Annotated in this window: 26 protein-coding genes; 17 read left to right on the forward strand and 9 right to left on the reverse strand. The window is 70.5% G+C overall.

Annotated features, from left to right (window positions below):
* Positions 1-15: 15 nt before the first annotated feature.
* The 12 genes from JIAGA_RS0106240 to JIAGA_RS0106295 all read left to right on the forward strand — a co-directional run bounded on the left by JIAGA_RS0106240 (position 16) and on the right by JIAGA_RS0106295 (position 10,262).
* Positions 16-1,302, forward strand: a complete 1,287-nt coding sequence (locus tag JIAGA_RS0106240) for an extracellular solute-binding protein (RefSeq protein ID WP_026875005.1) — start codon at positions 16-18, stop codon at positions 1,300-1,302.
* Positions 1,299-2,255 carry a carbohydrate ABC transporter permease gene (locus JIAGA_RS0106245; RefSeq protein ID WP_026875006.1) on the forward strand — a complete coding sequence of 319 codons (957 nt, stop codon included), beginning with the start codon at positions 1,299-1,301 and terminating at the stop codon, positions 2,253-2,255. Before JIAGA_RS0106240 ends, JIAGA_RS0106245 begins: the two co-directional genes overlap by 4 nt.
* Positions 2,255-3,103, forward strand: a complete 849-nt coding sequence (locus JIAGA_RS0106250) for a carbohydrate ABC transporter permease (RefSeq protein WP_026875007.1) — start codon at positions 2,255-2,257, stop codon at positions 3,101-3,103. Before JIAGA_RS0106245 ends, JIAGA_RS0106250 begins: the two co-directional genes overlap by 1 nt.
* A 27-nt stretch (positions 3,104-3,130) precedes the next feature.
* A complete protein-coding gene (locus JIAGA_RS0106255; protein WP_026875008.1) occupies positions 3,131-4,342 on the forward strand; it encodes an ABC transporter ATP-binding protein in 1,212 nt (403 codons plus the stop codon).
* A 227-nt stretch (positions 4,343-4,569) separates the two neighbouring features.
* Positions 4,570-5,205: a DUF1707 SHOCT-like domain-containing protein gene (locus tag JIAGA_RS27905; protein ID WP_084469508.1), complete on the forward strand. Its 636-nt coding sequence runs from the start codon at positions 4,570-4,572 to the stop codon at positions 5,203-5,205.
* Positions 5,202-5,972 (forward strand): DUF1707 SHOCT-like domain-containing protein, encoded by a 771-nt coding sequence (locus tag JIAGA_RS34910; RefSeq protein ID WP_051425782.1) that lies wholly within the window; start codon positions 5,202-5,204, stop codon positions 5,970-5,972. Before JIAGA_RS27905 ends, JIAGA_RS34910 begins: the two co-directional genes overlap by 4 nt.
* 212 nt (positions 5,973-6,184) lie before the next feature.
* Positions 6,185-6,535, forward strand: a complete 351-nt coding sequence (locus tag JIAGA_RS34370; RefSeq protein ID WP_157552791.1) for a hypothetical protein — start codon at positions 6,185-6,187, stop codon at positions 6,533-6,535.
* Between the two features lie 73 nt (positions 6,536-6,608).
* Positions 6,609-7,013, forward strand: coding sequence for a TOBE domain-containing protein (locus JIAGA_RS0106275; RefSeq protein ID WP_026875010.1), 405 nt, complete (start codon positions 6,609-6,611; stop codon positions 7,011-7,013).
* Entirely contained in the window at positions 7,010-7,795 is a 786-nt protein-coding gene (modA, locus tag JIAGA_RS0106280) for a molybdate ABC transporter substrate-binding protein (RefSeq protein WP_051425784.1), read from the forward strand. The genes JIAGA_RS0106275 and modA overlap by 4 nt, the downstream gene beginning before the upstream one ends.
* Entirely contained in the window at positions 7,792-8,598 is an 807-nt protein-coding gene (locus JIAGA_RS0106285) for an ABC transporter permease (protein WP_026875012.1), read from the forward strand. The genes modA and JIAGA_RS0106285 overlap by 4 nt, the downstream gene beginning before the upstream one ends.
* The gene (locus JIAGA_RS0106290) at positions 8,595-9,647 is read left to right on the forward strand and encodes an ABC transporter ATP-binding protein (RefSeq protein ID WP_026875013.1); all 1,053 of its coding nucleotides are present in this window, start codon (positions 8,595-8,597) and stop codon (positions 9,645-9,647) included. Before JIAGA_RS0106285 ends, JIAGA_RS0106290 begins: the two co-directional genes overlap by 4 nt.
* An 84-nt stretch (positions 9,648-9,731) precedes the next feature.
* Positions 9,732-10,262, forward strand: a complete 531-nt coding sequence (locus tag JIAGA_RS0106295) for a DUF4245 domain-containing protein (protein WP_026875014.1) — start codon at positions 9,732-9,734, stop codon at positions 10,260-10,262.
* A 101-nt stretch (positions 10,263-10,363) separates the two neighbouring features.
* Here JIAGA_RS0106295 and JIAGA_RS0106300 read toward each other — a convergent pair whose 3' ends face one another.
* The 3 genes from JIAGA_RS0106300 to xseA are packed head-to-tail and all read right to left on the reverse strand — an operon-like array spanning position 10,364 to position 12,278.
* Complete coding sequence (locus tag JIAGA_RS0106300; RefSeq protein ID WP_035812162.1) at positions 10,364-10,576, reverse strand: exodeoxyribonuclease VII small subunit; 213 nt, start codon at positions 10,574-10,576, stop codon at positions 10,364-10,366.
* A gap of 24 nt (positions 10,577-10,600) precedes the next feature.
* The gene (locus tag JIAGA_RS0106305; protein ID WP_026875016.1) at positions 10,601-11,008 is read right to left on the reverse strand and encodes a nitroreductase family deazaflavin-dependent oxidoreductase; all 408 of its coding nucleotides are present in this window, start codon (positions 11,006-11,008) and stop codon (positions 10,601-10,603) included.
* A gap of 7 nt (positions 11,009-11,015) precedes the next feature.
* On the reverse strand, positions 11,016-12,278 hold the full coding sequence (gene xseA, locus JIAGA_RS27915; protein ID WP_051426596.1) for an exodeoxyribonuclease VII large subunit: 1,263 nt from the start codon (positions 12,276-12,278) through the stop codon (positions 11,016-11,018).
* Positions 12,279-12,322: 44 nt separating this feature from the next.
* Here xseA and JIAGA_RS0106315 point away from each other — a divergent pair, with 44 nt between their 5' ends.
* Entirely contained in the window at positions 12,323-13,297 is a 975-nt protein-coding gene (locus JIAGA_RS0106315) for a 4-hydroxy-3-methylbut-2-enyl diphosphate reductase (RefSeq protein WP_026875017.1), read from the forward strand.
* Between the two features lie 39 nt (positions 13,298-13,336).
* On the opposite strand, the gene JIAGA_RS0106320 is transcribed toward JIAGA_RS0106315, so the two are convergent.
* Both JIAGA_RS0106320 and JIAGA_RS27920 read right to left on the reverse strand, forming a co-directional pair.
* Positions 13,337-13,780 carry a DUF1707 SHOCT-like domain-containing protein gene (locus JIAGA_RS0106320; protein ID WP_026875018.1) on the reverse strand — a complete coding sequence of 148 codons (444 nt, stop codon included), beginning with the start codon at positions 13,778-13,780 and terminating at the stop codon, positions 13,337-13,339.
* A 98-nt stretch (positions 13,781-13,878) separates the two neighbouring features.
* Positions 13,879-15,357: a DNA recombination protein RmuC gene (locus JIAGA_RS27920; RefSeq protein ID WP_084469509.1), complete on the reverse strand. Its 1,479-nt coding sequence runs from the start codon at positions 15,355-15,357 to the stop codon at positions 13,879-13,881.
* A 219-nt stretch (positions 15,358-15,576) separates the two neighbouring features.
* On the opposite strand from JIAGA_RS27920, the gene ychF reads away from it, so the two are divergent.
* Positions 15,577-16,650 (forward strand): redox-regulated ATPase YchF, encoded by a 1,074-nt coding sequence (gene ychF, locus JIAGA_RS0106330; RefSeq protein ID WP_026875019.1) that lies wholly within the window; start codon positions 15,577-15,579, stop codon positions 16,648-16,650.
* 44 nt (positions 16,651-16,694) lie between these two features.
* Here the strand turns inward: ychF and JIAGA_RS0106335 are convergent, their stop codons facing one another.
* Positions 16,695-17,051 carry an iron chaperone gene (locus JIAGA_RS0106335; RefSeq protein ID WP_026875020.1) on the reverse strand — a complete coding sequence of 119 codons (357 nt, stop codon included), beginning with the start codon at positions 17,049-17,051 and terminating at the stop codon, positions 16,695-16,697.
* A gap of 378 nt (positions 17,052-17,429) precedes the next feature.
* Between JIAGA_RS0106335 and JIAGA_RS0106340 the strand changes: the two genes are divergently transcribed.
* A complete protein-coding gene (locus JIAGA_RS0106340) occupies positions 17,430-17,945 on the forward strand; it encodes a cupin domain-containing protein (protein ID WP_026875021.1) in 516 nt (171 codons plus the stop codon).
* Between the two features lie 28 nt (positions 17,946-17,973).
* Here the strand turns inward: JIAGA_RS0106340 and JIAGA_RS34375 are convergent, their stop codons facing one another.
* Together JIAGA_RS34375 and JIAGA_RS27925 are read right to left on the reverse strand one after the other, a co-directional pair.
* A complete protein-coding gene (locus JIAGA_RS34375; protein WP_157552794.1) occupies positions 17,974-18,171 on the reverse strand; it encodes a hypothetical protein in 198 nt (65 codons plus the stop codon).
* A 129-nt stretch (positions 18,172-18,300) separates the two neighbouring features.
* Entirely contained in the window at positions 18,301-18,879 is a 579-nt protein-coding gene (locus JIAGA_RS27925; RefSeq protein ID WP_035812168.1) for a CGNR zinc finger domain-containing protein, read from the reverse strand.
* A gap of 30 nt (positions 18,880-18,909) precedes the next feature.
* Here JIAGA_RS27925 and JIAGA_RS0106350 point away from each other — a divergent pair, with 30 nt between their 5' ends.
* Positions 18,910-19,326, forward strand: coding sequence for a RidA family protein (locus JIAGA_RS0106350; protein WP_026875022.1), 417 nt, complete (start codon positions 18,910-18,912; stop codon positions 19,324-19,326).
* Between the two features lie 10 nt (positions 19,327-19,336).
* A complete protein-coding gene (locus JIAGA_RS0106355; RefSeq protein WP_026875023.1) occupies positions 19,337-19,918 on the forward strand; it encodes a DinB family protein in 582 nt (193 codons plus the stop codon).
* A gap of 142 nt (positions 19,919-20,060) precedes the next feature.
* Here JIAGA_RS0106355 and JIAGA_RS0106360 read toward each other — a convergent pair whose 3' ends face one another.
* Positions 20,061-21,818: an ABC transporter transmembrane domain-containing protein gene (locus JIAGA_RS0106360; RefSeq protein ID WP_035813543.1), complete on the reverse strand. Its 1,758-nt coding sequence runs from the start codon at positions 21,816-21,818 to the stop codon at positions 20,061-20,063.

Here is a 21,818-nt window from a genome sequence, read left to right on the forward strand (position 1 = left end):
CTCCAGGGAGGCGATGTGGGCAGGAGAACAGTCAGCGTTGCAGCGGCCGCCACCATGGTCCTCGGGCTGGCCGCGTGCGGCGGCGACGACGGCACTCCGACCTTGACCTGGTACATCAACCCCGACGACGGAGGACAGGCCGAGCTCGCGCGAAGATGCACCGAGGCCGCCGACGGCGCCTACCGCATCGAGACGTCGCTGCTGCCCCGCGAGGCGTCCGCGCAGCGCGAGCAGCTGGCCCGCCGGCTGGCAGCCAACGACTCGTCCATCGACATCATCAGTCTCGACCCGCCGTTCATCCCGGAGTTCGCCGAGGCGGGCTTCCTGGCGCAGATCCCCGACGACATCGCCGACGCCGTCACCGAGAACGTCGTGCAAGGCGCCATCGACGGCGCCACCTGGCGCGACGAGATCGTCGCCGTCCCGTTCTGGGCCAACACCCAGCTGCTGTGGTACCGCCGGTCGGTCGCGGAGGCCGCCGGTCTGGACCCGGAGAACGAGCCGGTCACCTGGCAGCAGCTCATCGAGGCCGCGCAGTCGCAGGACAAGTACCTCGGCGTGCAGGGAATCCGCGCCGAGGCGCTGACGGTGTGGATCAACGCGCTGGTGACGTCCGCCGGCGGCGAGATCCTGGAGAACCCCGAGGCCCCGGCCGACGAGGTCCAGCTCGGCCTGGAGAGCGAGGCCGGCGCGGCCGCCGCCCAGGTCATCGAAGAGATCGCCCGCAACGGCCTGGGCGGTCCCGGGCTGGGCAACCAGGACGAGAACGGCGCCATGCTGCAGTTCCAGGGCGACCGGGGCTCGTTCATGGTCAACTGGCCGTTCGTGTGGGCCGCGACGCTCGCGGGTGTCGAGGGCGGCAACCTCGACCAGGCGCTGGTCGACGACATCGGCTGGGCGCTCTACCCGGCGGTCGCCGAGGGCGAGGAGTCCCGGCCGCCCTACGGCGGCATCAACCTCGGCATCGGCGCCTTCAGCGCGCACACCGACCTCGCACTTGAGGCCGCCCAGTGCATCGTCACGCCCGAGAACCAGGCGTACTACATGGTCACCAACGGCAATCCGGCGTCCAACACCGAGGCCTACGACGACCCGGAGGTACGCGAGAGCTTCCCCATGGCCGACCTGATCCGGGAGTCGCTCGAGGCGGCGGCGCCGCGGCCGCAGACGCCGTACTACAACGAGGTGTCGTCCGGGCTGCAGTCGACCTGGCATCCGCCGAGCTCGGTGACGCCGGACTCCTCGCCTGAGGAGGCCACGACGCTGATAACCGAGGTGCTGAAGGGGGAGAGGCTGCTATGAGCGTGACACAGGCCCCGGACACCGTCGGTGCGGACGCCGGGCCACCCCCTCCCGCCAGCGACCGCGCCCGCGCGGAGCGGCGGCTCGGCTGGTACCTCGCCGGCCCCGCGTTCGTCGTGATGCTGCTGGTCACGGCGTATCCCATCGCCCAGGCGTTCTACGAGTCGCTGTTCAAGTACCGGCTCACCGACCCCGACGCGCGCGAGTTCAGCGGGCTCGGCAACTACCTGGTCGTGCTGTCCGACGGCGTGTGGTGGCGGGCGGTCGGCGTCACCGTGCTGATCACGGTCATCACGGTGGCCATCGAGGCGGTGCTGGGTTTCGCGCTGGCGCTGGTGATGCACCGGGCGCTCACGACGCTGCGGCCCATCCTGCGCACGGCCATCCTGGTCCCGTACGCCATCATCACCGTCGTCTCGGCGTTCGCCTGGTTCTACGCCTTCGACATCAACTCCGGGTTCGTGAACTCGTGGTTCAGCTGGGTGCCCGGCATCAGCGAGAACACCAACTGGTTCGGTGAGTTCAGCACCTCGGTGACGGTCATCATCGCGTCGGAGATCTGGAAGACGACGCCGTTCATCTCGCTGCTGTTGCTGGCCGGGCTGGCGCAGGTGCCGGACGAACTGCAGGAGGCGGCGAAGGTCGACGGCGCCACCTGGTGGCAGCGGATGTACAAGGTCACCATCCCGAACATGAAGGCGGCCATCATGGTCGCGCTGCTGTTCCGGACCCTCGACGCGTTCCGCATCTTCGACAACGTCTTCATCATGACCCAGGGCGCGAACAACACCGAGGTCGTGTCCTTCCTGGCGTACAGACAGACGATCAGCCGGTTGGAGATCGGCCTCGGGTCGGCGGTGTCGGTGCTGCTGTTCCTGTGCGTCGTCCTGATCAGTTTCCTGTTCATCAGGCTTTTCAAGGTCGACCTGGCCAGTGCGAGGGGTGAGCGGTGATGGACGAGGGTCAGCTCTCGCGCGGCACCAAGGCGTGGTGGTGGGTCGCCGGTGTCGTCGTCATCGTCTACGCGCTGTTCCCGGTCGCGTGGATCGTCTCGCTGTCGTTCAAGACCCCCAGTGATCTCGGGACGGGCCAGTTCCTCCCCACCGAGTGGGTCTGGAGCAACTACGACAACATCCTGGCCGGCGGCGCGCAGGAGCTGTTCCTGTCCGCGCTGCGCAACTCCATCGGCATCTCGCTGATCGCGACGTTCATCTCCGTGGTGCTGGCGACGTTCGCGGCCTACGCCATCGCCCGCCTCGACTTCCCCGGCAAGCGGCTGATCCTGACCACGGCGCTCGCGGTGGCCATCTTCCCGGTCATCTCCATCGTCACGCCCCTGTTCAACCTGTGGCGCAACATCGGGCTGTACGACACCTGGCCGGGCCTGATCATCCCGTACCTGTCGCTGACGCTGCCCATCTCGATCTGGACGTTGTCGGCGTTCTTCCGGCAGATCCCGTGGGAGCTGGAGCAGGCCGCCCAGGTCGACGGCGCCACCACCTGGCAGGCGTTCCGCAAGGTCATCGTCCCGCTGGCCACACCTGGCGTGTTCACCACCGCCATCATCTCGTTCTTCATCGCGTGGAACGACTTCGTCTACGGCATCTCGCTGACGTCGACGGAGGCAGCGCGCCCGGTTCCGGCGGCACTGGCGTTCTTCACCGGTGCCTCGCAGTTCGAGGAACCGACGGGCGCGATCGCGGCGGCCGCCGTCGTCGTCACCATCCCCGTCGTCATCCTCGTCCTGCTGTTCCAACGCCGGATCGTTTCCGGCCTGACCCAGGGCGCCGTCAAGGGCTGACCCAGCAGTAACTGGAGGAGAAACCCCATGGCTGCCATCACGCTGAAGGACATCAACAAGCGGTACGGCGACGGCTTCCACGCGGTCAAGGACGTCAACCTCGACATCGCCGACGGCGAGTTCGTCATCCTGGTCGGCCCGTCCGGGTGCGGGAAGTCGACGCTGCTGCGCATGATCGTCGGGCTGGAGGACATCACCAGCGGCGAGATGCAGATCGGTGGGCAGCGGGTCAACGAGAAGGCGCCGCGCGACCGCAACCTGTCAATGGTCTTCCAGAACTACGCGCTCTACCCGCACCTGACGGTGTACGAGAACATCGCCTTCCCGCTCCGGCTGCACAAGGCGCCGGACAAGGAGATCGACGAGCGGGTGCGCCGGGCCGCCGACCTGCTCGAACTGACCGAGCACCTGGATCGCAAACCGGCCAATCTGTCCGGTGGGCAGCGGCAGCGGGTCGCGATGGGTCGCGCGATCGTCCGCGAGGCGCAGGCGTTCCTCTTCGACGAGCCACTGTCCAACCTCGACGCCAAACTGCGCGGCCAGATGCGCACCGAGATCTCCCGGCTGCAGAAGCGGCTCGGCATCACCACGGTGTACGTCACGCACGACCAGGTCGAGGCCATGACGCTCGGCGACCGTGTCGTCGTGCTGCGCCGCGGCGTCGTCCAGCAGGTCGCCTCGCCACGCGAGCTGTACGAGAACCCGGTCAACCTGTTCGTCGCCGGGTTCATCGGGTCGCCGCCGATGAACTTCATCTCCGCGACGGTGGCCGGCGACCGGCTGCACACTCCGTTCGGCGAGTGGACGTTGCCGTCGCCGGCGCTCGACCTCAGCGGCCGCGACGTCGTCCTGCTCGGTGCCCGGCCGGAGGCGTTCGAGGACGCCGCGGTGGTTTCCGACACCATCCGCGATCACGGCGTGGAGTTCGACGCCACCATCGACGTCATCGAATGGCTCGGCAACGAGCAGTACGCCTACGTGCCGTACGAGGCGCCCGACGACATCCGCAAGCAGTTGGCGGAGCTGGAGCGTGAGCTCGACAGCGAGGCGTTGCGTACTCAGCTCGTCGTGTCGCTCGACGCCACCAGCCGCATCCCGGAGGGCACGGGCGCCAAGCTCTGGCTCGACCTGCGCAAGGTCCACGTCTTCGACCCGGAGACGGGGGAGAACCTCACCGTCGGGGCGCGGGCCGGCTCCGGGTCGGCGTCGGACGGCAACGGCGCGGGTGGTCCGCCGTGACCGTCCGCCGGTGGGATGGGGACGCCGCCCCCGCCCGCCTCGCTCGCTCCTCGCTCGGACGCCCGAGCCTACCCCTGCCGGCATCCCCATCCCGCCGGCGGCGACCGTCCGCGAGAACGATCAGCTGACGAAGCGGAGATCAGGGGTCCTGACTCCTCCTGCGGGGGCAGGAATCGCAGGTCGGCTCATCCTTCTGGACGGCGTGGTCATTGCTAAGGTCATGGGTTGTGGACGAGACACGCGACCAGCGTTCGATGCGGGCGTCCGACGCCGACCGTGAGCGCGTCGCCGACGTCCTGAGGCAGGCGGCCTCCGACGGCCGGCTGAGCCTGACCGAGCTGGACGAGCGTATCGAGGCGCTGTACGCCGCCAAGACGTATGCCGATTTCGAACCGGTGGTGCGGGATCTGCCCGGCGACGTCCCGCTGCCGCCGGTCACGAGGCCACCCGCGGTACGACCGGCTCCGTCACCGGCGCCGGTCACGTCGGGCCGGATCGGTGGCCGGCCGGTGTCGCGATCGGCCAAGGTCGTGTTCAGCGGCCTCCAGCGGCGCGGCGAGTGGGTGGTGCCCAGCCGCTTCCACGTCAAGGCCGTCTTCGGCGGCGCCGACCTCGACCTGCGCGAGGCGAGTCTCGAGAGCGACGAGGTCGAGATCGACATCAGGGCCGTCTTCGGCGGAGTGAACATCGTCGTGCCCGACGACGTCCGTGTCCTGGTCGACGGAACCGGTGTCTTCGGCGCCTTCAACGACGACGCCAGCCATCGTCGCCAGCCCGGTGCGGGTGCGCCGGTCGTCCGGGTCACCGGCAAGGCCGTGTTCGGCGGCGTCAACGTCCAACGCAAGTCGATAGGTGAGGCATGAGCGAAGTCCCCGACGTGCCCAGGCCGCCCGCCGACCCCGGTCCGTCGCCGCAGCCTGCGCCGGTGGGCGTCCCCGACGTGCGCAGCGCCGCTGACCTGCGCTGCTCCGACGTCGACCGCGAGCGGGTCGCGGAGGCGCTGCGGCAGGCCGCCGGCGACGGCCGGTTGACGCTGTCCGAACTGGAGGAGCGGCTGGAGGCGACGTTCAACGCGCGTACCTATGGCGACCTGCAGCCCATCACCCGCGACCTGCCGCAGGGACCCTATCCGCTGCCCGGTGGCACGTCCACCGCGACGTGGCAGCAGGGCCGGCCCGCAGCACCGGCCGCCAGCACCGGACCGGCCACGTCGGCGGCCGGCGTCGCACCCGTGCCGCGGCCGCCGACGGACGGGCCGGTCCGCGCCTCCGAACGCATCACCAGCGTGCTGAGCACCGAGAAGCGCAAGGGTCGCTGGGAGGTGCCGGCCCGCATCGACCTCACGTCCGTGCTGGGCGAGGTGGAGCTCGACTTCACCGAGGCCATCGTCCGTTCCCGCGAGATCGACATCCACGTCGGCATCGTCCTCGGCAGCGTCACCCTGATCGTCCCTGAGGGTATCGACGTGCGGATCGAGGAGGGCGCGAACATCCTCGGTGAGCGGAAGATGAAGCTGAAGTCCGAGGTCACCCCCGGCAGCCCGGTCTACCACGTGCGCGGCTTCGTGGTGCTCGGTGAGCTCACCGTCCGTCCGCCGAAGGAACGGCGCCGGTCCCTGCTCGGCCATTGAGCGCTCCGGGCGGCGCGCAGCGTGTCGGACCTCGGGGGAGGGATGCTGATGCCAACTGTCGGCGTGAGCGTCCCCCTCGCCGATTCGTCCCCCCGTGGCGGAGCGGGCGCGGACACCGTGCGCAGGCCGAACGTGCACGAGGGAGCAACCGTGGATTCACCGCAGCAGGCGACACTGCCGTGATGGTGTTGCGCGGGGGACCGGCGCGCAGCGTGAGCATTGTGCTCGCCGGCGCAGTGCTCACTACTGCGGGCGCTGCCTCGGCGGCCGTTGCCGAACCCCCGGGCGGCGCGGCTGTCCCGGTGGCGTCGCTCTCCGCCGATCGAGGCGCGCCGAGGCTTCCGGCCCACATCCGCCCTGTCCCGCCGCAGGTCGGGCCGATGGTGTCCGGGCGAACATCGGTCGTGCCGCCGCCGGCCGTGACGGCCGCGGACGACGGCGACGACAATGATCCTGGCTGGGGCTGGGGTCCGTCGCGGGTCATCTGGGCCGCGTTCGGGTGGCTGGCGCTGGTGATCGTGGCCGCGATCTTGCTTCGCCGGCTGGTGTCTCGCCGCCGCTGACATGGGAGGGGCGCCGGCGGCGCTGCCGCCCGACCCACCGCGAAACCGCGGATGCGGTTCTATACTTTGATTCGTGCCGCAGTTTCGGATTGCTGACGCCGCCCGGTTGCTCGGGATGAGCGACGACTCCCTACGCCGGTGGGCCGATGGCGGCCGGCTGCGGGTCGACCGCGACGACGCCGGCCGCATGGTCGTCGACGGCGTCGAGCTGGCGCGCGTGGCCCGCGAGATCGTCCCCGGCGAAGCCGCCCTGCCCACGCCGCGCGAGTCTGCGCGCAACCACTTCCCCGGCATCGTGATCTCGGTGCGCAAGGACGGCGTCATGGCGCAGGTGGAGATCCAGGCCGGCCCGCACCGGGTGGTGTCGCTGATGAGCCGGGAGGCCGCCGACGAACTCGGGCTCGAGGTGGGCGTCGCGGCCATCGCGTCGGTGAAGGCCACGAACGTCGTCGTCGACCTGCCGGCGGGCCGGGCATGAACCGCGGCGCCGGACGGGGCGGCGTCGTCGCAGTGACGGCGGCCACCGCGCTGGTCGGCGCGGCCTGCGGCGGCTCCGCCACCGCTCCGGCCAGCGGCGACGCGCCGGGCGGCACCGTCACCGTCCTGGCCGCGGCCTCGCTGACGGAGCCGTTCGAACGGCTGGCCGACCGGCTCGGCGAGGAGTACCCGGACCTCGAGGTCGTGTTCTCCTTCGGGCCCAGCTCCGGCCTGGTCGAGCAGGTCGTCTCCGGTGCTCCGGCCGACGTGCTCGCCACCGCCGATACCGGGACCATGGACAACGCCGTCGCCGCGGGTGTCGTCGACGGCGAGCCGGCAGTGTTCGCCCGCAACACCCTCGCCCTGGTGGTCCCGGCCGCCAACCCCGGCGGCGTCACCGGTCTGGCCGACCTGGCTCGCGAGGACCTGCTGGTCGCCATCTGCGAGCCGCAGGTGCCGTGCGGCACGGCGGCCGGACGCCTGCTCGACGCGGCCGGCGTGGTGGCGGCGCCGGACACCCTGACCACCGACGTCAAGGAGGCCGCAGCACTGGTCGCTCTGGGCGAGGCGGACGCGGCGCTGATCTACCGCACCGACGCCGTGGCCGAGGGCGACGCCGTCGAGACCGTCCCGGCGCCGGACTCGGATGCGGTCGTCAACGACTACCCGGTCGCGGTCCTCGCCGACGCCCCCAACCCGGCGGGCGCCCGGGCGGTGGTGGCGGCCATCACCGGTGAGCTCGGTCGGTCGATCCTCGCCGAGGCAGGTTTCCTGGAGCCGTGAGCCGCCCTCGCCGCGCCGACGACCTGCGGGTTCCGGTCGCTCTGCTGATCCCGTCGCTGATCGGCGTCGCCATCCTGGTGCTGCCGATGCTGGGGCTGCTGCTGCGGGCGCCCTGGCGTGACCTGCCGTCGATCCTGGTTTCGCAGGAGGTCCTGACGGCGCTGCGGCTGTCGTTGACGACGGCGACGGTCGCCACTCTGGTGGCGCTGGCGTGCGGGGTCCCGGTGGCCTGGCTGCTGGCCCGCACCGCGCTGCCGGGCCGGGCGCTGCTGCGGGGCCTGGTGACCGTGCCCCTGGTGCTGCCGCCGGTCATCGGCGGGGTGGCGCTGCTCATGGTGTTCGGCCGCCGCGGCGTCATCGGCAGCTGGCTGGACGAGACGTTCGGGGTGAGTCTGCCGTTCACCACGGCCGCGGTGGTGGTGGCGCAGGTGTTCGTGGCGATGCCGTTCCTCATCGTCGCGGTCGAGGGAGCGCTGCGCACCACCGACAGCCGGTACGAGGACGTCGCCGCGACGCTCGGCGCCGGTTCGTGGACGACGTTCCGGCGGGTGACCCTGCCTGCGGTCGCCCCCGGCGTGCTGGCCGGGGCGGTGCTGTGCTGGGCCCGGGCGCTGGGCGAGTTCGGCGCGACGGTGACGTTCGCCGGCAGCCTCCCGGGCACCACCCGGACCCTGCCGATCGAGGCATACGTGGCCATCGGTGCCGGTGACAGCGACGTGGCCGTCGTACTGAGCCTGCTCATGATCGTCGTCTCGGTGGCCATCCTGGTCGGGCTGCGTGAGCGCTGGATCGGTACCGCATGAGCCTGACCGCGCGATTGACGCTCAGCCGGGGCGACCTGCGGCTGGCCGCCGGCCTCACCGTCGCCGCCGGTGAGGTGGTTGCGCTGCTCGGCCCGAACGGCGCCGGCAAGTCGACGCTACTGCAGCTGCTTGCCGGGACATTGCGCCCGGACGGCGGCCGGGTCGAGCTGGACGGGACGATCCTCGACGACGCCGACACCGGCGTGCACGTGCGGCCGCGCGAGCGCGGCGTGGGCATGGTGGTCCAGGACTACCTGCTGTTCCCGACGATGAGCGTGCTGGAGAACGTCGCGTTCGGTCCGCGCTCGAGGGGCGTGCCTCGGGAACGGGCCCGGCAGCGGGCGGGCGAGTGGTTGGCGCGGGTGGGGCTGGCCGGGTACGAGCGACGGCGTCCGCGCGAACTCTCCGGTGGCCAGGCCCAGCGGGTGGCGCTGGCCCGGGCGCTGATCGTGGAGCCGCGGCTGTTGCTGCTGGACGAGCCGCTGGCCGCACTCGACGCCGGCACCCGCCCGGTGGTCCGGGCCGAACTGCGCCGGCACCTCGCCGGGTACGACGGCTGCACGCTCGTCGTCACCCACGACCCGCTGGAGGCGATGGTGCTGGGCGACCGCGTCGTCGTGCTGGAACGCGGCACCGTCGTGCAGGAAGGCCGGCCGGCCGACGTCGCCCGCCGGCCGCGCACCGACTACGTCGCCCGGCTGGTCGGTTTGAACCTGCTGCGCGGTGTGGCCCGGGGCCTGGTCGCGGAGCTGCCGACCGGCGCCACGGTGGCGTTGGCGCACGAGGCGAGCGGTCCGGTGCACGTCGCCTTCCCGCCGGCCGCGGTGACCCTGAGCCCGCGCCGGCCGGAGGGATCGGCGCGCAACGCCTGGGAGCTGGTGATCACGGACCTGGAGGCGCACGGCGACCTGGTACGGGTGACCGCGGACGGCGCGGTGCCGGTCCTGGCGGACGTGACACCGCTCGCCGTCGCCGACCTGCGGCTGGAACCGGGCCGCCGGGTGTGGGCGTCGGTCAAGGCCACCGAGGTCAGCGTCTACCCCGCCTGACCGCTCCCCATGATCATCAAGGGTTGACCCGGTCATAGGCGGGCCAATCCTTGATGATCATGGGGAGGGTGCGACGATGCTGTCGTGGCAACCTCGACTCGCGGTAACCCGTCGCTGGGCGACATCATGCGCAGCATGGCGGCGCTGGCCGGCGTGCTGGCTTTGGTGGCGCTGGTGTTCAACCTCCTCAACGACCAGGAACCGCGGCTGCCCGAACCCGTCGAGTACCGGGACGCGCTGGCGATGGCGCGCGCCGACTACGGCTACGACGTGCTCGCGCCGGAGCCGGTGCCCGACAACTGGCGGGCCACCAGCATCGACGTCTCGCAGGACGGCGGCGGCGACCGCTGGCGGCTCGGGTTCCTCATCGACGACGACAAGCACATCGGCATCGAACAGTCCGACGGCGAGATCCAGAGCTACCGCGACGACCGGCTGGCCGATTTCGACCCCGACGGTGAGAGCACCGTCGGCGGCGCTACCTGGGAACGCCTCGTCGAGCGCGACGACGCCCCCGACCGGGCGTTGGTCCGCGAGTCCGGCGGCGTCATCACCATCGTGCGCGGCACCGTCGGCTACGAGCAGCTGGAGGAGTTCGTGAGCCTCCTGCGCTGACGCCCCTCACCCGTCGATCTTGGAGAGATGGGCGAATCGCCGGGCGAAATGTCCGATAGATTCCGCAAGAACTCCAAGATCAACAGGTGGGGCGAGGACAATCACTCAGGCGTGTCCGGCGTGCCGGGGTTCTCGGCGGCGTCGAGGCGCTGCCGGGCACCGTCGAGGTAGGTCTCGCAGAGCTTCGCCAGCTCCTCGCCGCGCTGCCAGAGGGCCAGCGACTCCTCGAGCGTGGTGCCGCCGGCCTCCAGCTTCGCGACGATCTGGACCAGCTCGTCGCGGGCCTCTTCGTAGGTGGGTTCGGCGGGCTGCATGGCCAGCCAACCTACCAGCCGGCGTCAGCTCGCCGGCCGGAGCACGACGACGGGGATGGGACGGTCGGTCACCGTCTCGTAGTCGGCGAAGTTCGGCATCGCGGCCACGTGCGCGGCCCACAGCCGGTCCCGTTCGGGTCCGTCGGGGATGACCGCGGTCGCCGGATAGGAGCGCTCGCCGACCTCGACCGTCACCGTCGCGTCGTCCTGGATGTTGTAGTACCAGTCGGGGTGCCGGTCGGAGCCGCCGTTGGATGCCGCGACCACGAGGTCGTCGCCGTCGGCCGTGTAGGCGAGCGGCGCGATGCGTGGCTGGCCGCTGTGCCGACCGGTGGTGGTCAGGAGGAGCAGTTCCACCCCGGCGAACGGCCCCGCGACGCGGCCGGCATTCTGCCGGAACTCTTCGATGATCTTCTCGTTGAAGGAGGACATGCTCGCTTCAGCGATCACCGTCGATGGTTTGTTCCGCGGCATCGGGCCCGGCACCGGCGGCCGGCGAGTCGATGGTGGCGGCGATCTCGCCGCCGGCCACCAGCAGGCGCACGTGCTCGCCGGGGCTGACGTCGTCCGGGGCGCGCACGACGGTGGAATCGGCCTTCTGGACGACGGCGTACCCGCGTTCCAACGTGGCGGCCGGCGACAACGCGCGGATGCGGGCCCTGGTGTGGTCGACGTCGACGGCGGCGCGGTCGAGCTGGTGCCGGACGCTGCGCCGCGCCCGCTGCACCAACGCGGCGACCTCGTCGGCGCGCAGCCGCACACCATGGTGCGGGTCGGCGAGCACCGGCCGGGACCGCAGCGACGCGAGGCCGTGCCGCTCGCGGTCGAGCCGGTGCCGGACGGCGGACCGGATGCGTTCGCGGGCCCGCGCCACCCGCTCGATCTCCTCGGTGACATCGGGCACGACGCGCTTCGCCGCGTCGGTCGGGGTGGACGCGCGCACGTCGGCGACCAGGTCCAGCAGCGGCGTGTCGGCCTCGTGCCCGATGGCGCTGACGACGGGGGTGCGTGCGGCGGACACGGCCCGCACCAGCGCCTCGTCGGAGAACGGCAGCAGGTCCTCGACCGAGCCGCCGCCACGGGCGATGATGACGACGTCGACCTCCGGGTCGCGGTCGAGCACCCGCAGCGCGTCCATGACCTGGCTCACGGCGTTGAGCCCCTGCACCGCGACCGGCTCGATTCGGAAACGGACACCGGGCCAGCGCCGCCGGGCGTTCTCGAGCACGTCATGCTCGGCCTTGGAGTCGCGACCGCAGATGAGCCCGACGACGGTGGGCAGGAACGGCAGCGGGCGCTTGCGCTCGGCCGCGAACACTCCCTCCGCGGCGAGGATCTTCCGCAGCCGCTCGATGCGTGCGAGCAGGTCGCCCAGGCCGACCGGGCGGACGTCGTCGGCGGCCAGCGACAGTGTGCCGCGGGTGTAGTACCACGACGGTTTGGCGTGCACGACGACGCGGGCGCCGTCGGTGAGCGGCGCCTCCAGCGCGTCGAGCAACCCCACCGGGCAGGTGACGGTGAGCGACACCTCGGCGTGCGGGTCGCGCAACGTGAGGAATGCGGTCTGCGTGCCCGGGCGGCGGGAGAACTGCGCGACCTGGCCTTCGACCCACACCGGACCGAGCCGGCTGATCCACTGGCCGATCAGCTGAGAGATGACCCGTACGGGTGCCGGCTTCTCCGGGGATGTGTCCAAGGCCACGATGGGCACCGTACCGGCTGGGACTGACGGCCATGGCACCTACCATGGGGAGCATGACTGCTGAGGGACGCGTACTGCTGGCGGCGCCGCGAGGCTACTGCGCGGGCGTGGACCGTGCCGTCGTCACCGTGGAGAAGGCACTTGACCACTACGGCCCGCCGGTTTATGTCCGCAAGCAGATCGTCCACAACAAGCACGTCGTGGAAACGCTCGAGCAGCGCGGGGCCATCTTCGTCGAGGAGCTCTCCGAGGTTCCCGAAGGCGCGCTGGTGGTGTTCTCCGCGCACGGGGTGGCGCCCATGGTGCACGCCGAGGCCGCCGACCGCGGGCTGCGAACCATCGACGCGACCTGCCCGCTGGTCACGAAGGTGCACAACGAGGCGCGCCGGTTCGCCAAGGACGACCTCGACATCGTGCTCATCGGCCACGCCGGCCACGAGGAGGTCGAAGGCACCTCCGGTGAGGCGCCGGAGCACATCCAGCTGGTCGAAAGCCCCGACGACGTCGCCAACGTGCAGGTCCGCGACCCGTCCCGGGTGGTGTGGCTGTCGCAGACCACGCTGTCGGTCGACGAGACCTACGAGACGGTCGACCGGTTGCGCCAGCGGTTCCCGGCCCTGATCAGCCCGCCCAGCGACGACATCTGCTACGCCACCCAGAACCGTCAGGTCGCGGTCAAGGAGATCGCAGTGGAGTCGGAGCTCGTCCTGGTGGTCGGCTCGGCCAACTCGTCCAACTCGGTGCGCCTCGTCGAGGTCGCGCTCGACGCCGGTGCCGATGCGTCGTACCGGATCGACAATGCCTCCGAGATCGACGAGGCATGGCTCGACGGCGTCACCACGGTCGGCGTCACCAGTGGCGCCTCGGTGCCGGAGGACCTCGTGGCGGGCGTGGTGTCGTGGCTGGGGGAGCGCGGCTTCCCCACCGTCGAGGAGCACCGCACCACCGAGGAGTCGCTGATCTTCTCGCTGCCGCGTGAGCTGCGCCGTGACCTCAAGGCCACCGCGTCGTCGGACTGAACCGGCCCGGCCGCTCGGCGGTCGTGCTTGCTTGGCCGGCTATGTGTCGTCGCCGCGGCCGAAGGCGCTGACCAGCAGGATGACCGCCCAGATGCCCAGCGGGATGGCGGGCCAGAAGTTGTTGAACTCGCCGTTGGCCAGACTCGTGACGCCCCAGATGCCGATCATGATGACGGCGCCGCCCAGCCACGCCTGCCACTCGCCCAGGTATTCGCGCGTCTCCCGCTTCTTGCGCTCGGCCAGGGCCTTCTGCCGCTCCTCTTCCGCGCGGGCGCGTTCTCGCTGCAGCGGCTGCGGCAGGTCGGCGGTCAGCCGGTCGAGTTCGCCGTAGGTGCGTGACTTCCACACCGCGTCGAGGCGGCGCTCGTACTCGTCGGCGTCCAGGCGGCCCTCGCTGAAGGCGTCGCGCAGATCACCGGCGACCAGGTCGCGGTCGGTGTCGCCGGCGCGCTGGTCGTCACGCCGAGCCGGCCGGTCGGTCATGCCGTCCTCCTCGGCTGCTCGAACCCTGGCCCGTGGCTGTTCCCGGGGCTAGCCTGTCGTGCGAGCAAGGATACGACCGCGGGGTGGGCCCAGGCGCGTCAGCCGTCGGTGCCGCTGCGCCGACGGCGGGACTTGGCGGCCTCGGGTGCCGGGGCGAGCCCGAACCGCGGATCGACCTGGATCTCCTCGAGCGCGATGAGGGCGTCGTCGACCAGTTCTGGCGCCTGGACCTGCCGGGCGGCGCGCTCGATCTGCGCGGGTGCCTCCAGCTCGGCGTCGACGACCTTGAGGTCGGACAGCTTGCGGGCGCTGACGAGGACACGGCTCTCCAGCGAGCTGACGCTGTCGTTGTAGGCGCGGACGGCGCCGTCGAGCTGACGGCCCAGCTTGCTGATGTGACCGCCCATGGTGGCCAGCCGGGAGTGCAGCTCACGCCCCAGCGACAGCACCTGCTGGGCGTTCTCGGCCAGCGCTTCCTGCCGCCAGGTGTAGCCGACCGTGCGCAGCAGCGCGACCAGGGTGGCCGGGGTGGCGATGACGACGTTGCGCTCGAAGGCGTGCTCGAACAGCGTCGGGTCCTGCTCCAGTGCCGCGTTGAGGAACACGTCGGACGGGACGAACATGACCACGAACTCCGGCGTGGGCGCGAACTGCTCCCAGTACTGCTTGGCGGCCAGGGAGTCGATGTGGGTCTTCAGATGCCGGGCGTGCGCGGCGAGCCGGGCGTCGCGGGTGGCCTCGTCGCGGGCCTCCTGCGCCTCCAGATAGCCGTTGAACGCCACCTTGGCGTCGACGATCACGCACTTGTCGCCGGCGAGCTTGACCAGCAGGTCGGGGCGGAGTTTGCCGTCCGCGGTGTCGGCCGTGGCCTGCTCGACGAAGTCGACGTGCTCCAGCATGCCGGCGGCCTCGACCACCCGGCGCAGCTGCAGCTCGCCCCAGCGGCCGCGAACCTGGGGCGCACGTAGCGCCGTCACCAGCTGCTGGGTCTCCTGCCGCAGCAGGTCGGAACTCTTGCCCATGGTCTCCAGCTGGGCGCGCAGCTCGCCGTAGGCGGCGGCACGGGCCTTCTCCAGTTGGTTGGCATGGTCGGTGACCTTGGCCAGCTGGTCGTTCAGCGGCTTGACCAGGGCTTCGACGGCCTGCCGGCGGTGTTCGAGCTCGGTCTTGACGCGGTCCTCGGAGCCCTTGAACCGCTCGGCCGCCAGTTCGAGGAACTCGGTGCGGTTCTGCTTGAGCGCGTCGTTGGACAGCCGCTGGAACTCCTGAGTCAGCCGCTCCTGCTCGGCACGCAGCAGGGCCAGCTTCTCCTCACCGTCGGTGCGGGCATGCGCCAGCTCCGTCTCCAGACGGGTCTGCGCGGCCTGGGCGTCGAGCAGCTTCTCGCGGTCGACCTCGCGCTCGGACACCAGCTGCTGCCGCTCCTGCCGGGCGGTGTCGCGTTCGGCTCGCGCCGCATCGCGTTCGGCCACCACCGTCGCGATGTGCGCGGCGGAGCGGACACGGACGAGCAGCGCGCCGACCACCACTCCGAGGAGGAGGGCGAGGAGGGCCAGGAGGATGCCGGTGCCGTTCATGGGACCAGCTTGCCGGGCGGGTCCGACAAAGTCGGGAAGGCGCGGCGATCAGCGGTCCGGATCAGCCATTTCGTCCAGATTCGTGATCGGCGTGGGCGCTGCGGTCCGATCCACCGCAGCGTTTTCCCCGCACCGCGTCTGCCGTCATACACTCGGTGGGCTCCCCGTTCGCGCCGGACGGCGCCGCGCGGTCGGCTCTGACAGCGAAGGATCATCGGTTTGTCCCTCACCATCGGGATCGTCGGCTTGCCCAACGTCGGCAAGTCCACGCTCTTCAACGCGCTGACGAAGAACGACGTCCTGGCGGCGAACTACCCGTTCGCCACCATCGAGCCGAACGTCGGCGTCGTCGGGGTGCCCGACTCCCGGCTGGGCACGCTCGCCGAGATCTTCGCCTCGGCCAAGCAGATCCCGGCCACGGTGAGCTTCGTCGACATCGCCGGCATCGTGAAGGGCGCCTCCGAGGGCCAGGGGCTGGGCAACAAGTTCCTCGCCAATATCCGCGAAGCCGACGCGATCTGCCAGGTCATCCGGGTGTTCAACGACCCCGATGTCGTGCACGTCGACGGTCGCATCGAGCCCAAGGCCGACATCGAGACCATCAACACCGAACTGATCCTGGCCGACCTGCAGACCATCGAGAACGCGCTGCCGCGCCTGGTCAAAGAGGCCCGGATGGCCAAGGAGAAGCAGGAGGTCGTCGCCGCCGTCGAGGAGGCCAAGGCGGTCCTCGACAGCGGCCGGACGGTGTTCGCCGCCGGGCTCGACCCCGAGCCGCTGCGCGAGCTGCACCTGCTCACCGCGAAGCCGTTCCTGTACGTGTTCAACATGGACGACGAGGAACTGTCCGACGACGCACTCAAGGCCGAGCTGCGCGAGCTGGTGGCGCCCGCCGAGGCGATCTTCCTGGACGCCCAGATCGAGGCCGAGCTGGCCGAACTGGACGAGGCCGAGGGGCTGGAGCTGCTGCAGTCCATGGGGCAGGACGAGTCCGGCCTGGACATGCTGGCCAGGGTCGGGTTCGACACCCTCGGCCTGCAGACCTACCTGACCGCCGGGCCCAAGGAGGCCCGCGCCTGGACCATCCCCAAGGGCGCCACCGCGCCCGAGGCCGCCGGCGTCATCCACACCGACTTCCAGAAGGGCTTCATCAAGGCCGAGGTGGTGTCGTTCGACGATCTTGTAGCCACCGGCTCCATGGCCGAGGCCCGGTCCAAGGGCCTGGTCCGCATGGAGGGCAAGGACTATGTCATGGCCGACGGCGACGTCGTCGAGTTCCGGTTCAACGTGTAGCGACCCCGCCGCGCCCGAGCCACGCGAATCTGCGGCAGAGGTCCTCAGCCGTCAACATGCTTGCGTGATGCTCGTGCGAGCCGTATCACGAGATCATCCGGGACCGGCTTGCGCGGCGGGAAGGTGATGCCGGTCTTGCTCGCTCTGAGGCCCGCTTCTGCGATCTCTTCGGCATGATCTGAGATCGCAGGTGCGAGAACGTACAGCCCGACCTGCTTGCTGAACGCCGCGTAGCTCGCAACGACCGTGCCACGAATCCTGAACCCCGGCATGTTGTACGCCGTCATCTCCTCTGCATCCGGGAGAGCCTTACGCAGGAGGTCCCGGAGGTGGTCGAGAACCGGGCGGAACGCCTCCGGCGCAGCGGCGATGTAGGAGTCGTGGTCAGCGATTGTTGCCATGTCTCTCTGCCTTCCTCTCAGGTGTGGAAACTCTAGCTGCGTCCGTTCGGCGGTCTCCTGAGGTGAGTCTGGGGGAGGCGGACGTGATCGGTGCGGCTCACCTAGCCAGGCCCGATCACTCAGATGGTTCTCCGTGCTGGAACGCGGTCGAGTTCCGCTTCAACGTTTAAGAGGCTGGCCAGTGCCTGTTTCGGGTGTCCCCTGCCCTTGGTAGGTCGAGGACCGCGCGTCGAGCTTCTCCCGGCGCCACTCGATCACGTCCCTGAGCCATTGCCGTTCCGTCGCGGCGTGGTACTCCCTGACACGAGGCGGCATCGCTTCGGCGTGGCGGTGTACGTTTGGCCAGACAGCATTGCACTTGGAATGGGCGAGGTTGTCATGGAACCTGGCGAGGCTCCGGAACTCACTGTCGTGGCGCCGGGTGAAGGAGTGCAGCGCGATCTCGGAAGCATCGGGGTCGTCTTCAAGCTCTTCGGTGAACAGACCAACGGCCAGCTCTCAATCGTCGAACACCCATTCCCCGTCGGTGCCTGCGTGCTGCCTCACCGTCACACTCGTGAGGACGAGTACTCCATCGTGACCGAAGGCGAGATCGGCTTCCGGTCCGAGGACAATGAGGTCGTCCTTGCGGCTGGCGGCTACATCATCAAGCCGCGCGGGGAAACCCACGCCATGTGGAATGCCGGGAGCAAACCCGCGCGCATGATCGAGATCATGAGCCCTGCTGGTTTCGAACACTTCTTCTGGGCGCTCGGCGGACTCATGGAGCTCGGAGGTCCCGCACCGGAGGACGTCATGGCCCTCGCCGAGAGGCACGGGCTGGTTTTCGAGAACCCACCCTGGTTCGGCGACGTCATCGCGCGTTACGACCTCAACCCCCCACCCAGAAGCTGACGCCTCGGGGTCGTGAACCGAGACCGGTTCAGTCCTGCGCACCAGGCGAGGCCTGTGCATCAGGCGACAGTGACGAGGGTGCCGGTGGAACAGGGTCTGCGAGCGTCGGAGAGCGCCACGGAGCCCGCCATTCGGCGGCGTCCCACGCTTCCATGATGTAAATGCGTTCGCGCGCGAACTCCCAGTGGCGCTTCAACTGGCGCCACAGTTCCGTTTCGTCCAGCATCCGGTGCCTCCTTGACTCGAGGATTCCAGAGTGTGCCGGCGGATGGATGAGGCCGTTCGGTGTCCACCTACGTTGATCATGGCGGGGTTTGTGTCGTCAGAGCAGCACAAAACCCGCCATGATCAAGACTCAGGCCTGCTCATTCGCCCGGGCGCGGTGCCCGCGGACCTTGGCGAGGTTGCCGCAGCGCTGCATCGAGCACCAGCGGCGCCGGCCGGGCCGGGAGGTGTCGACGAGGAGCAGGCCGCAGGTCGGTGACGCGCAGACCCTGACCCGCGCGGCCAGCGGCCCGCCGAACAGCTCGATCGCGTCCCGGGCCAGGGTGGACAGAGCGCCGGCGACGTCCGGCGCCGCCACGTCACGTGTGCCGTCCGCGCGCAGCCGCGGAATCAGCGGTGGGCCCGCTGCGGCAGCGTTGATGACGTCGACGTCGGCCGTGTTGAGCGAGCCGCCGGCCGCGAGCGTGCGGGCGGCTCGGGTGATCGCGGCTCGCAGGGCACGTGCCGTGTCCAGGTCTGCCGCCGAGCCGACGGGGATGCCGTCCACCTCGAGGATGACGCCGAGCCAGCGGGACAGATCGGCCTGGCCATGCAGGATCTCCCACACCGCGTACTCGCCTTCGCCTCCGGTGTGGGTGAAGTCCAGTGACACCCGTCCGCTGAGGAACCGCCGCCGCACGTCCGGCGGGAGGTCAGCACGTCGTTGCATGAAACCATTTTAACTGGTTACAGTCTTCGCATGACGATCGTGACACACATCAATCCCGAAACGCTGCACTCCAGCCCAGCGTTCACCCAGGTCGTGCGGGTCTCGACGACGGCAGACCTCGTCTACGTCGGCGGCCAGAACGGCGTGGACTCCGCGGGCGTCGTCGTCGGGCCGGACCTCGCGAGCCAGACCCGGCAGGCCCTGGCCAACCTGCGCACCTGCCTGGCCGCTGCGGGCGCGGGTCCCGAGCACGTGGTGAAGTGGACCATCCTCATCCGCGAGGGGGAGTCGTTGGAGGAGGGCTTCGCCGCGTTCGGTCAGGAGTGGGGCATGCGGCCCGACCCGCCGGTCATCACCTCCGCGTTCGTGTCCGGGCTCGCGGTGCCCGGAGCGCTGGTGGAGATCGAGGCGGTCGCGGCGGTCCCGGCTGTCGGAGCCGCCGACTAGCCTGAGCCGCATGCCGGACGAGAAGGACACGCTCACCAGATACCTGCGCGCCGGACGCGAAGCGCTGCTGTGGAAGCTCGACGGGTTGAGCGAACGTGACGCCCGGTGGCCGTTGACCCCGACCGGCACCAACCTGCTCGGCCTGGTCAAACACGTCGGCAGCATGGAATACGACTACTTCGGCCTGGTGTTCGGCCGGCCGAAACCCGAGCCGATGCCGTGGCTCGAGGACGGCGCCGAGGACAACGCCGACCTGTGGGCGACGGCCGAGCAGTCCCGCGAGTGGGTCGTCGACTTCTACGGTCGTGCCTGCGCGCACGCCGACGCCACCATCGAGGCACTCGACCTCGACGCGCCGGGCAGCGTGCCGTGGTGGTCGCCCGACCGCAAGGACGTCACCCTGCACACGATCCTCGTGCACATGATCGCCGAGACGCAGCGGCACGCCGGCCACGCCGACATCCTCCGCGAGACGCTCGACGGCCGCATCGGCATGCGGGAGACCAACACCAACCTGCCCGACCACGACGCCCAGTGGTGGGCCGCCTACGTGCAGAAGCTGAAGGACATCGCCGAGCAGGCCGGACCCTGAACGAGCTGCTGCGGTTGCGCAGCCGGATCGCCCACCACGAGCAGATCCACAGCACGGAGCAGCGCCCTCGCACGCAACCTCGACCGCCGCGATTGCTCGGCCCAATCCGGCCCCGGCGGCTGACAGCGACGACGCCCAGGGCTCAGCCGGGGTGCTCGCCGTGCCACGACAGCCACAGCGCGGCGTACGCCCCGCCGGCCGCCACCAGTTCGTCGTGCGAGCCCAGCTCCACGATCCGGCCGCCGTCCATGACGGCCACCCGGTCCGCGTCGTGGGCGGTGTGCAGACGGTGTGCGATCGCGATGACGGTCCGCCCGGTCAGCACCGCGCCCAGCGAGCGTTCGAGATGCCGGGCCGCCCGCGGATCCAGCAGTGACGTCGCCTCGTCGAGCACCAAGGTGTGCGGGTCTACCAGCACCAGCCGAGCCAGCGCGAGCTGTTGCGCCTGCGCCGGCGTCAGCTCGACCGCACCGGTTCCCAGCACGGTCCCGAGCCCGAGCGCCGACGCCCAGCCCCACGCGTCGACCGCCCGCAATGCCTGTTCGACGGCGTCGTCGCCGGCGTCCGGGCGGCCGAGCACCACGTTGTCGCGCAATGTGCCGCGGAACACGTGGTGCTCCTGGGTGACCAGTGCGATCGACGAGCGCAGCCGTGCCAGCGGCAGCCGCCCGACCGGGACGCCGTCGACGGTGATGGAGCCGGCCCGCGGCGGGTGAACGCCGGCCAGCAGCTTCCCCAGCGTGGACTTGCCGGCGCCGGACGGCCCGACGATCGCCAGCCGCTCACCAGGCGTGATGGTCAGGTCGACGTCATGCAGCACGTCCCGGCCGTCGCGGTAGGCGTAGCTCACACCGCGCACGTCGATCCCGCGCACGTCGATCCCGCGTGCCGGATCACCGCTGACGGGCTCGGCTCGCGGATGGTCCGGCTCAGCACCGGCGGGCTCGCCGTCGTCCGGTTCCCGGCTCACCCCGCGCAGCCGGGCCATCGCCGCCCCGCCGATCTGCAGCTCGTTCAGCCAGAACAGCAGCAGGTCGACCGGCGCGATCAGCTGTTGCGTGTACAGCGTCGCCGCGGTCACGGCGGCCAGGGAGACCATGCCCTCCAGGTACAGCAGCCCGCCGATGACCAGGGTGGCGACGATCGGGAGCACGAACGAGGTGTCGATGGTGGGCAGGTACACCGTCCGCAGGCGCAGGGTGTATCGCTCGGCCGCGTAGGAGCCGGCGATGTCGCCGTTGATCCGCTCGAACCGCCGGTCGCCGAGCCTCAGCGCGTCGACCGTCCGGGCGCCGTCGACCGTCTCGGACAGGCCCTGGGCGATCCGCGAGTACGACGCGTTCTCACGCAGGTAGCCGGCGTGTGCGCGGGCCAGGTACCAGCGGGTCGCCGCCCACAGGCTCGGCACCGCGACCAGGCACGGCAGCGCCAGCAGCGGCCCGAGCAGCACGAGGCCGCCCAGTGTCAGGATGATCGTGACCGCGCTGACGAGGGTTTCCGGGATGGCGTAGCGGACCGCGCTGGCGAGCAGGTCGACGTCGCGGGTGGTGCGGGTGATGAGGTCACCGGTGCCGGCCTGCTCGACCGTCCCCAGGGGGAGCCGCAGGGCGCCGTCGACGAACTCCTCGCGCAGCCGGGCCAGGACCTTCTCGCCCAGCCGGGCTGCCGCATACATCGCCAGGCCGGTCAGTACTGCCTGAGCGACGATGAACGTGCAGATGAGCGCCGTCAGCCGAGTCACGTCGTCGATGCCGCGAGTGACGTCCTCGACCACCTGGCCCAGCAGCCAGGGCCCGGCCAGCCCGGATGCCGCCGCCAGGCTGTACAGGCCGACGACGAGGGCGAGCTCGCCCGGGTAGGACCGGGCCAAGCGGCGCGCCCGGGCCCGCACGTCGCGCAT

This window comes from Jiangella gansuensis DSM 44835 (assembly GCF_000515395.1).
In the GTDB taxonomy this organism is placed as follows: domain Bacteria; phylum Actinomycetota; class Actinomycetes; order Jiangellales; family Jiangellaceae; genus Jiangella; species Jiangella gansuensis.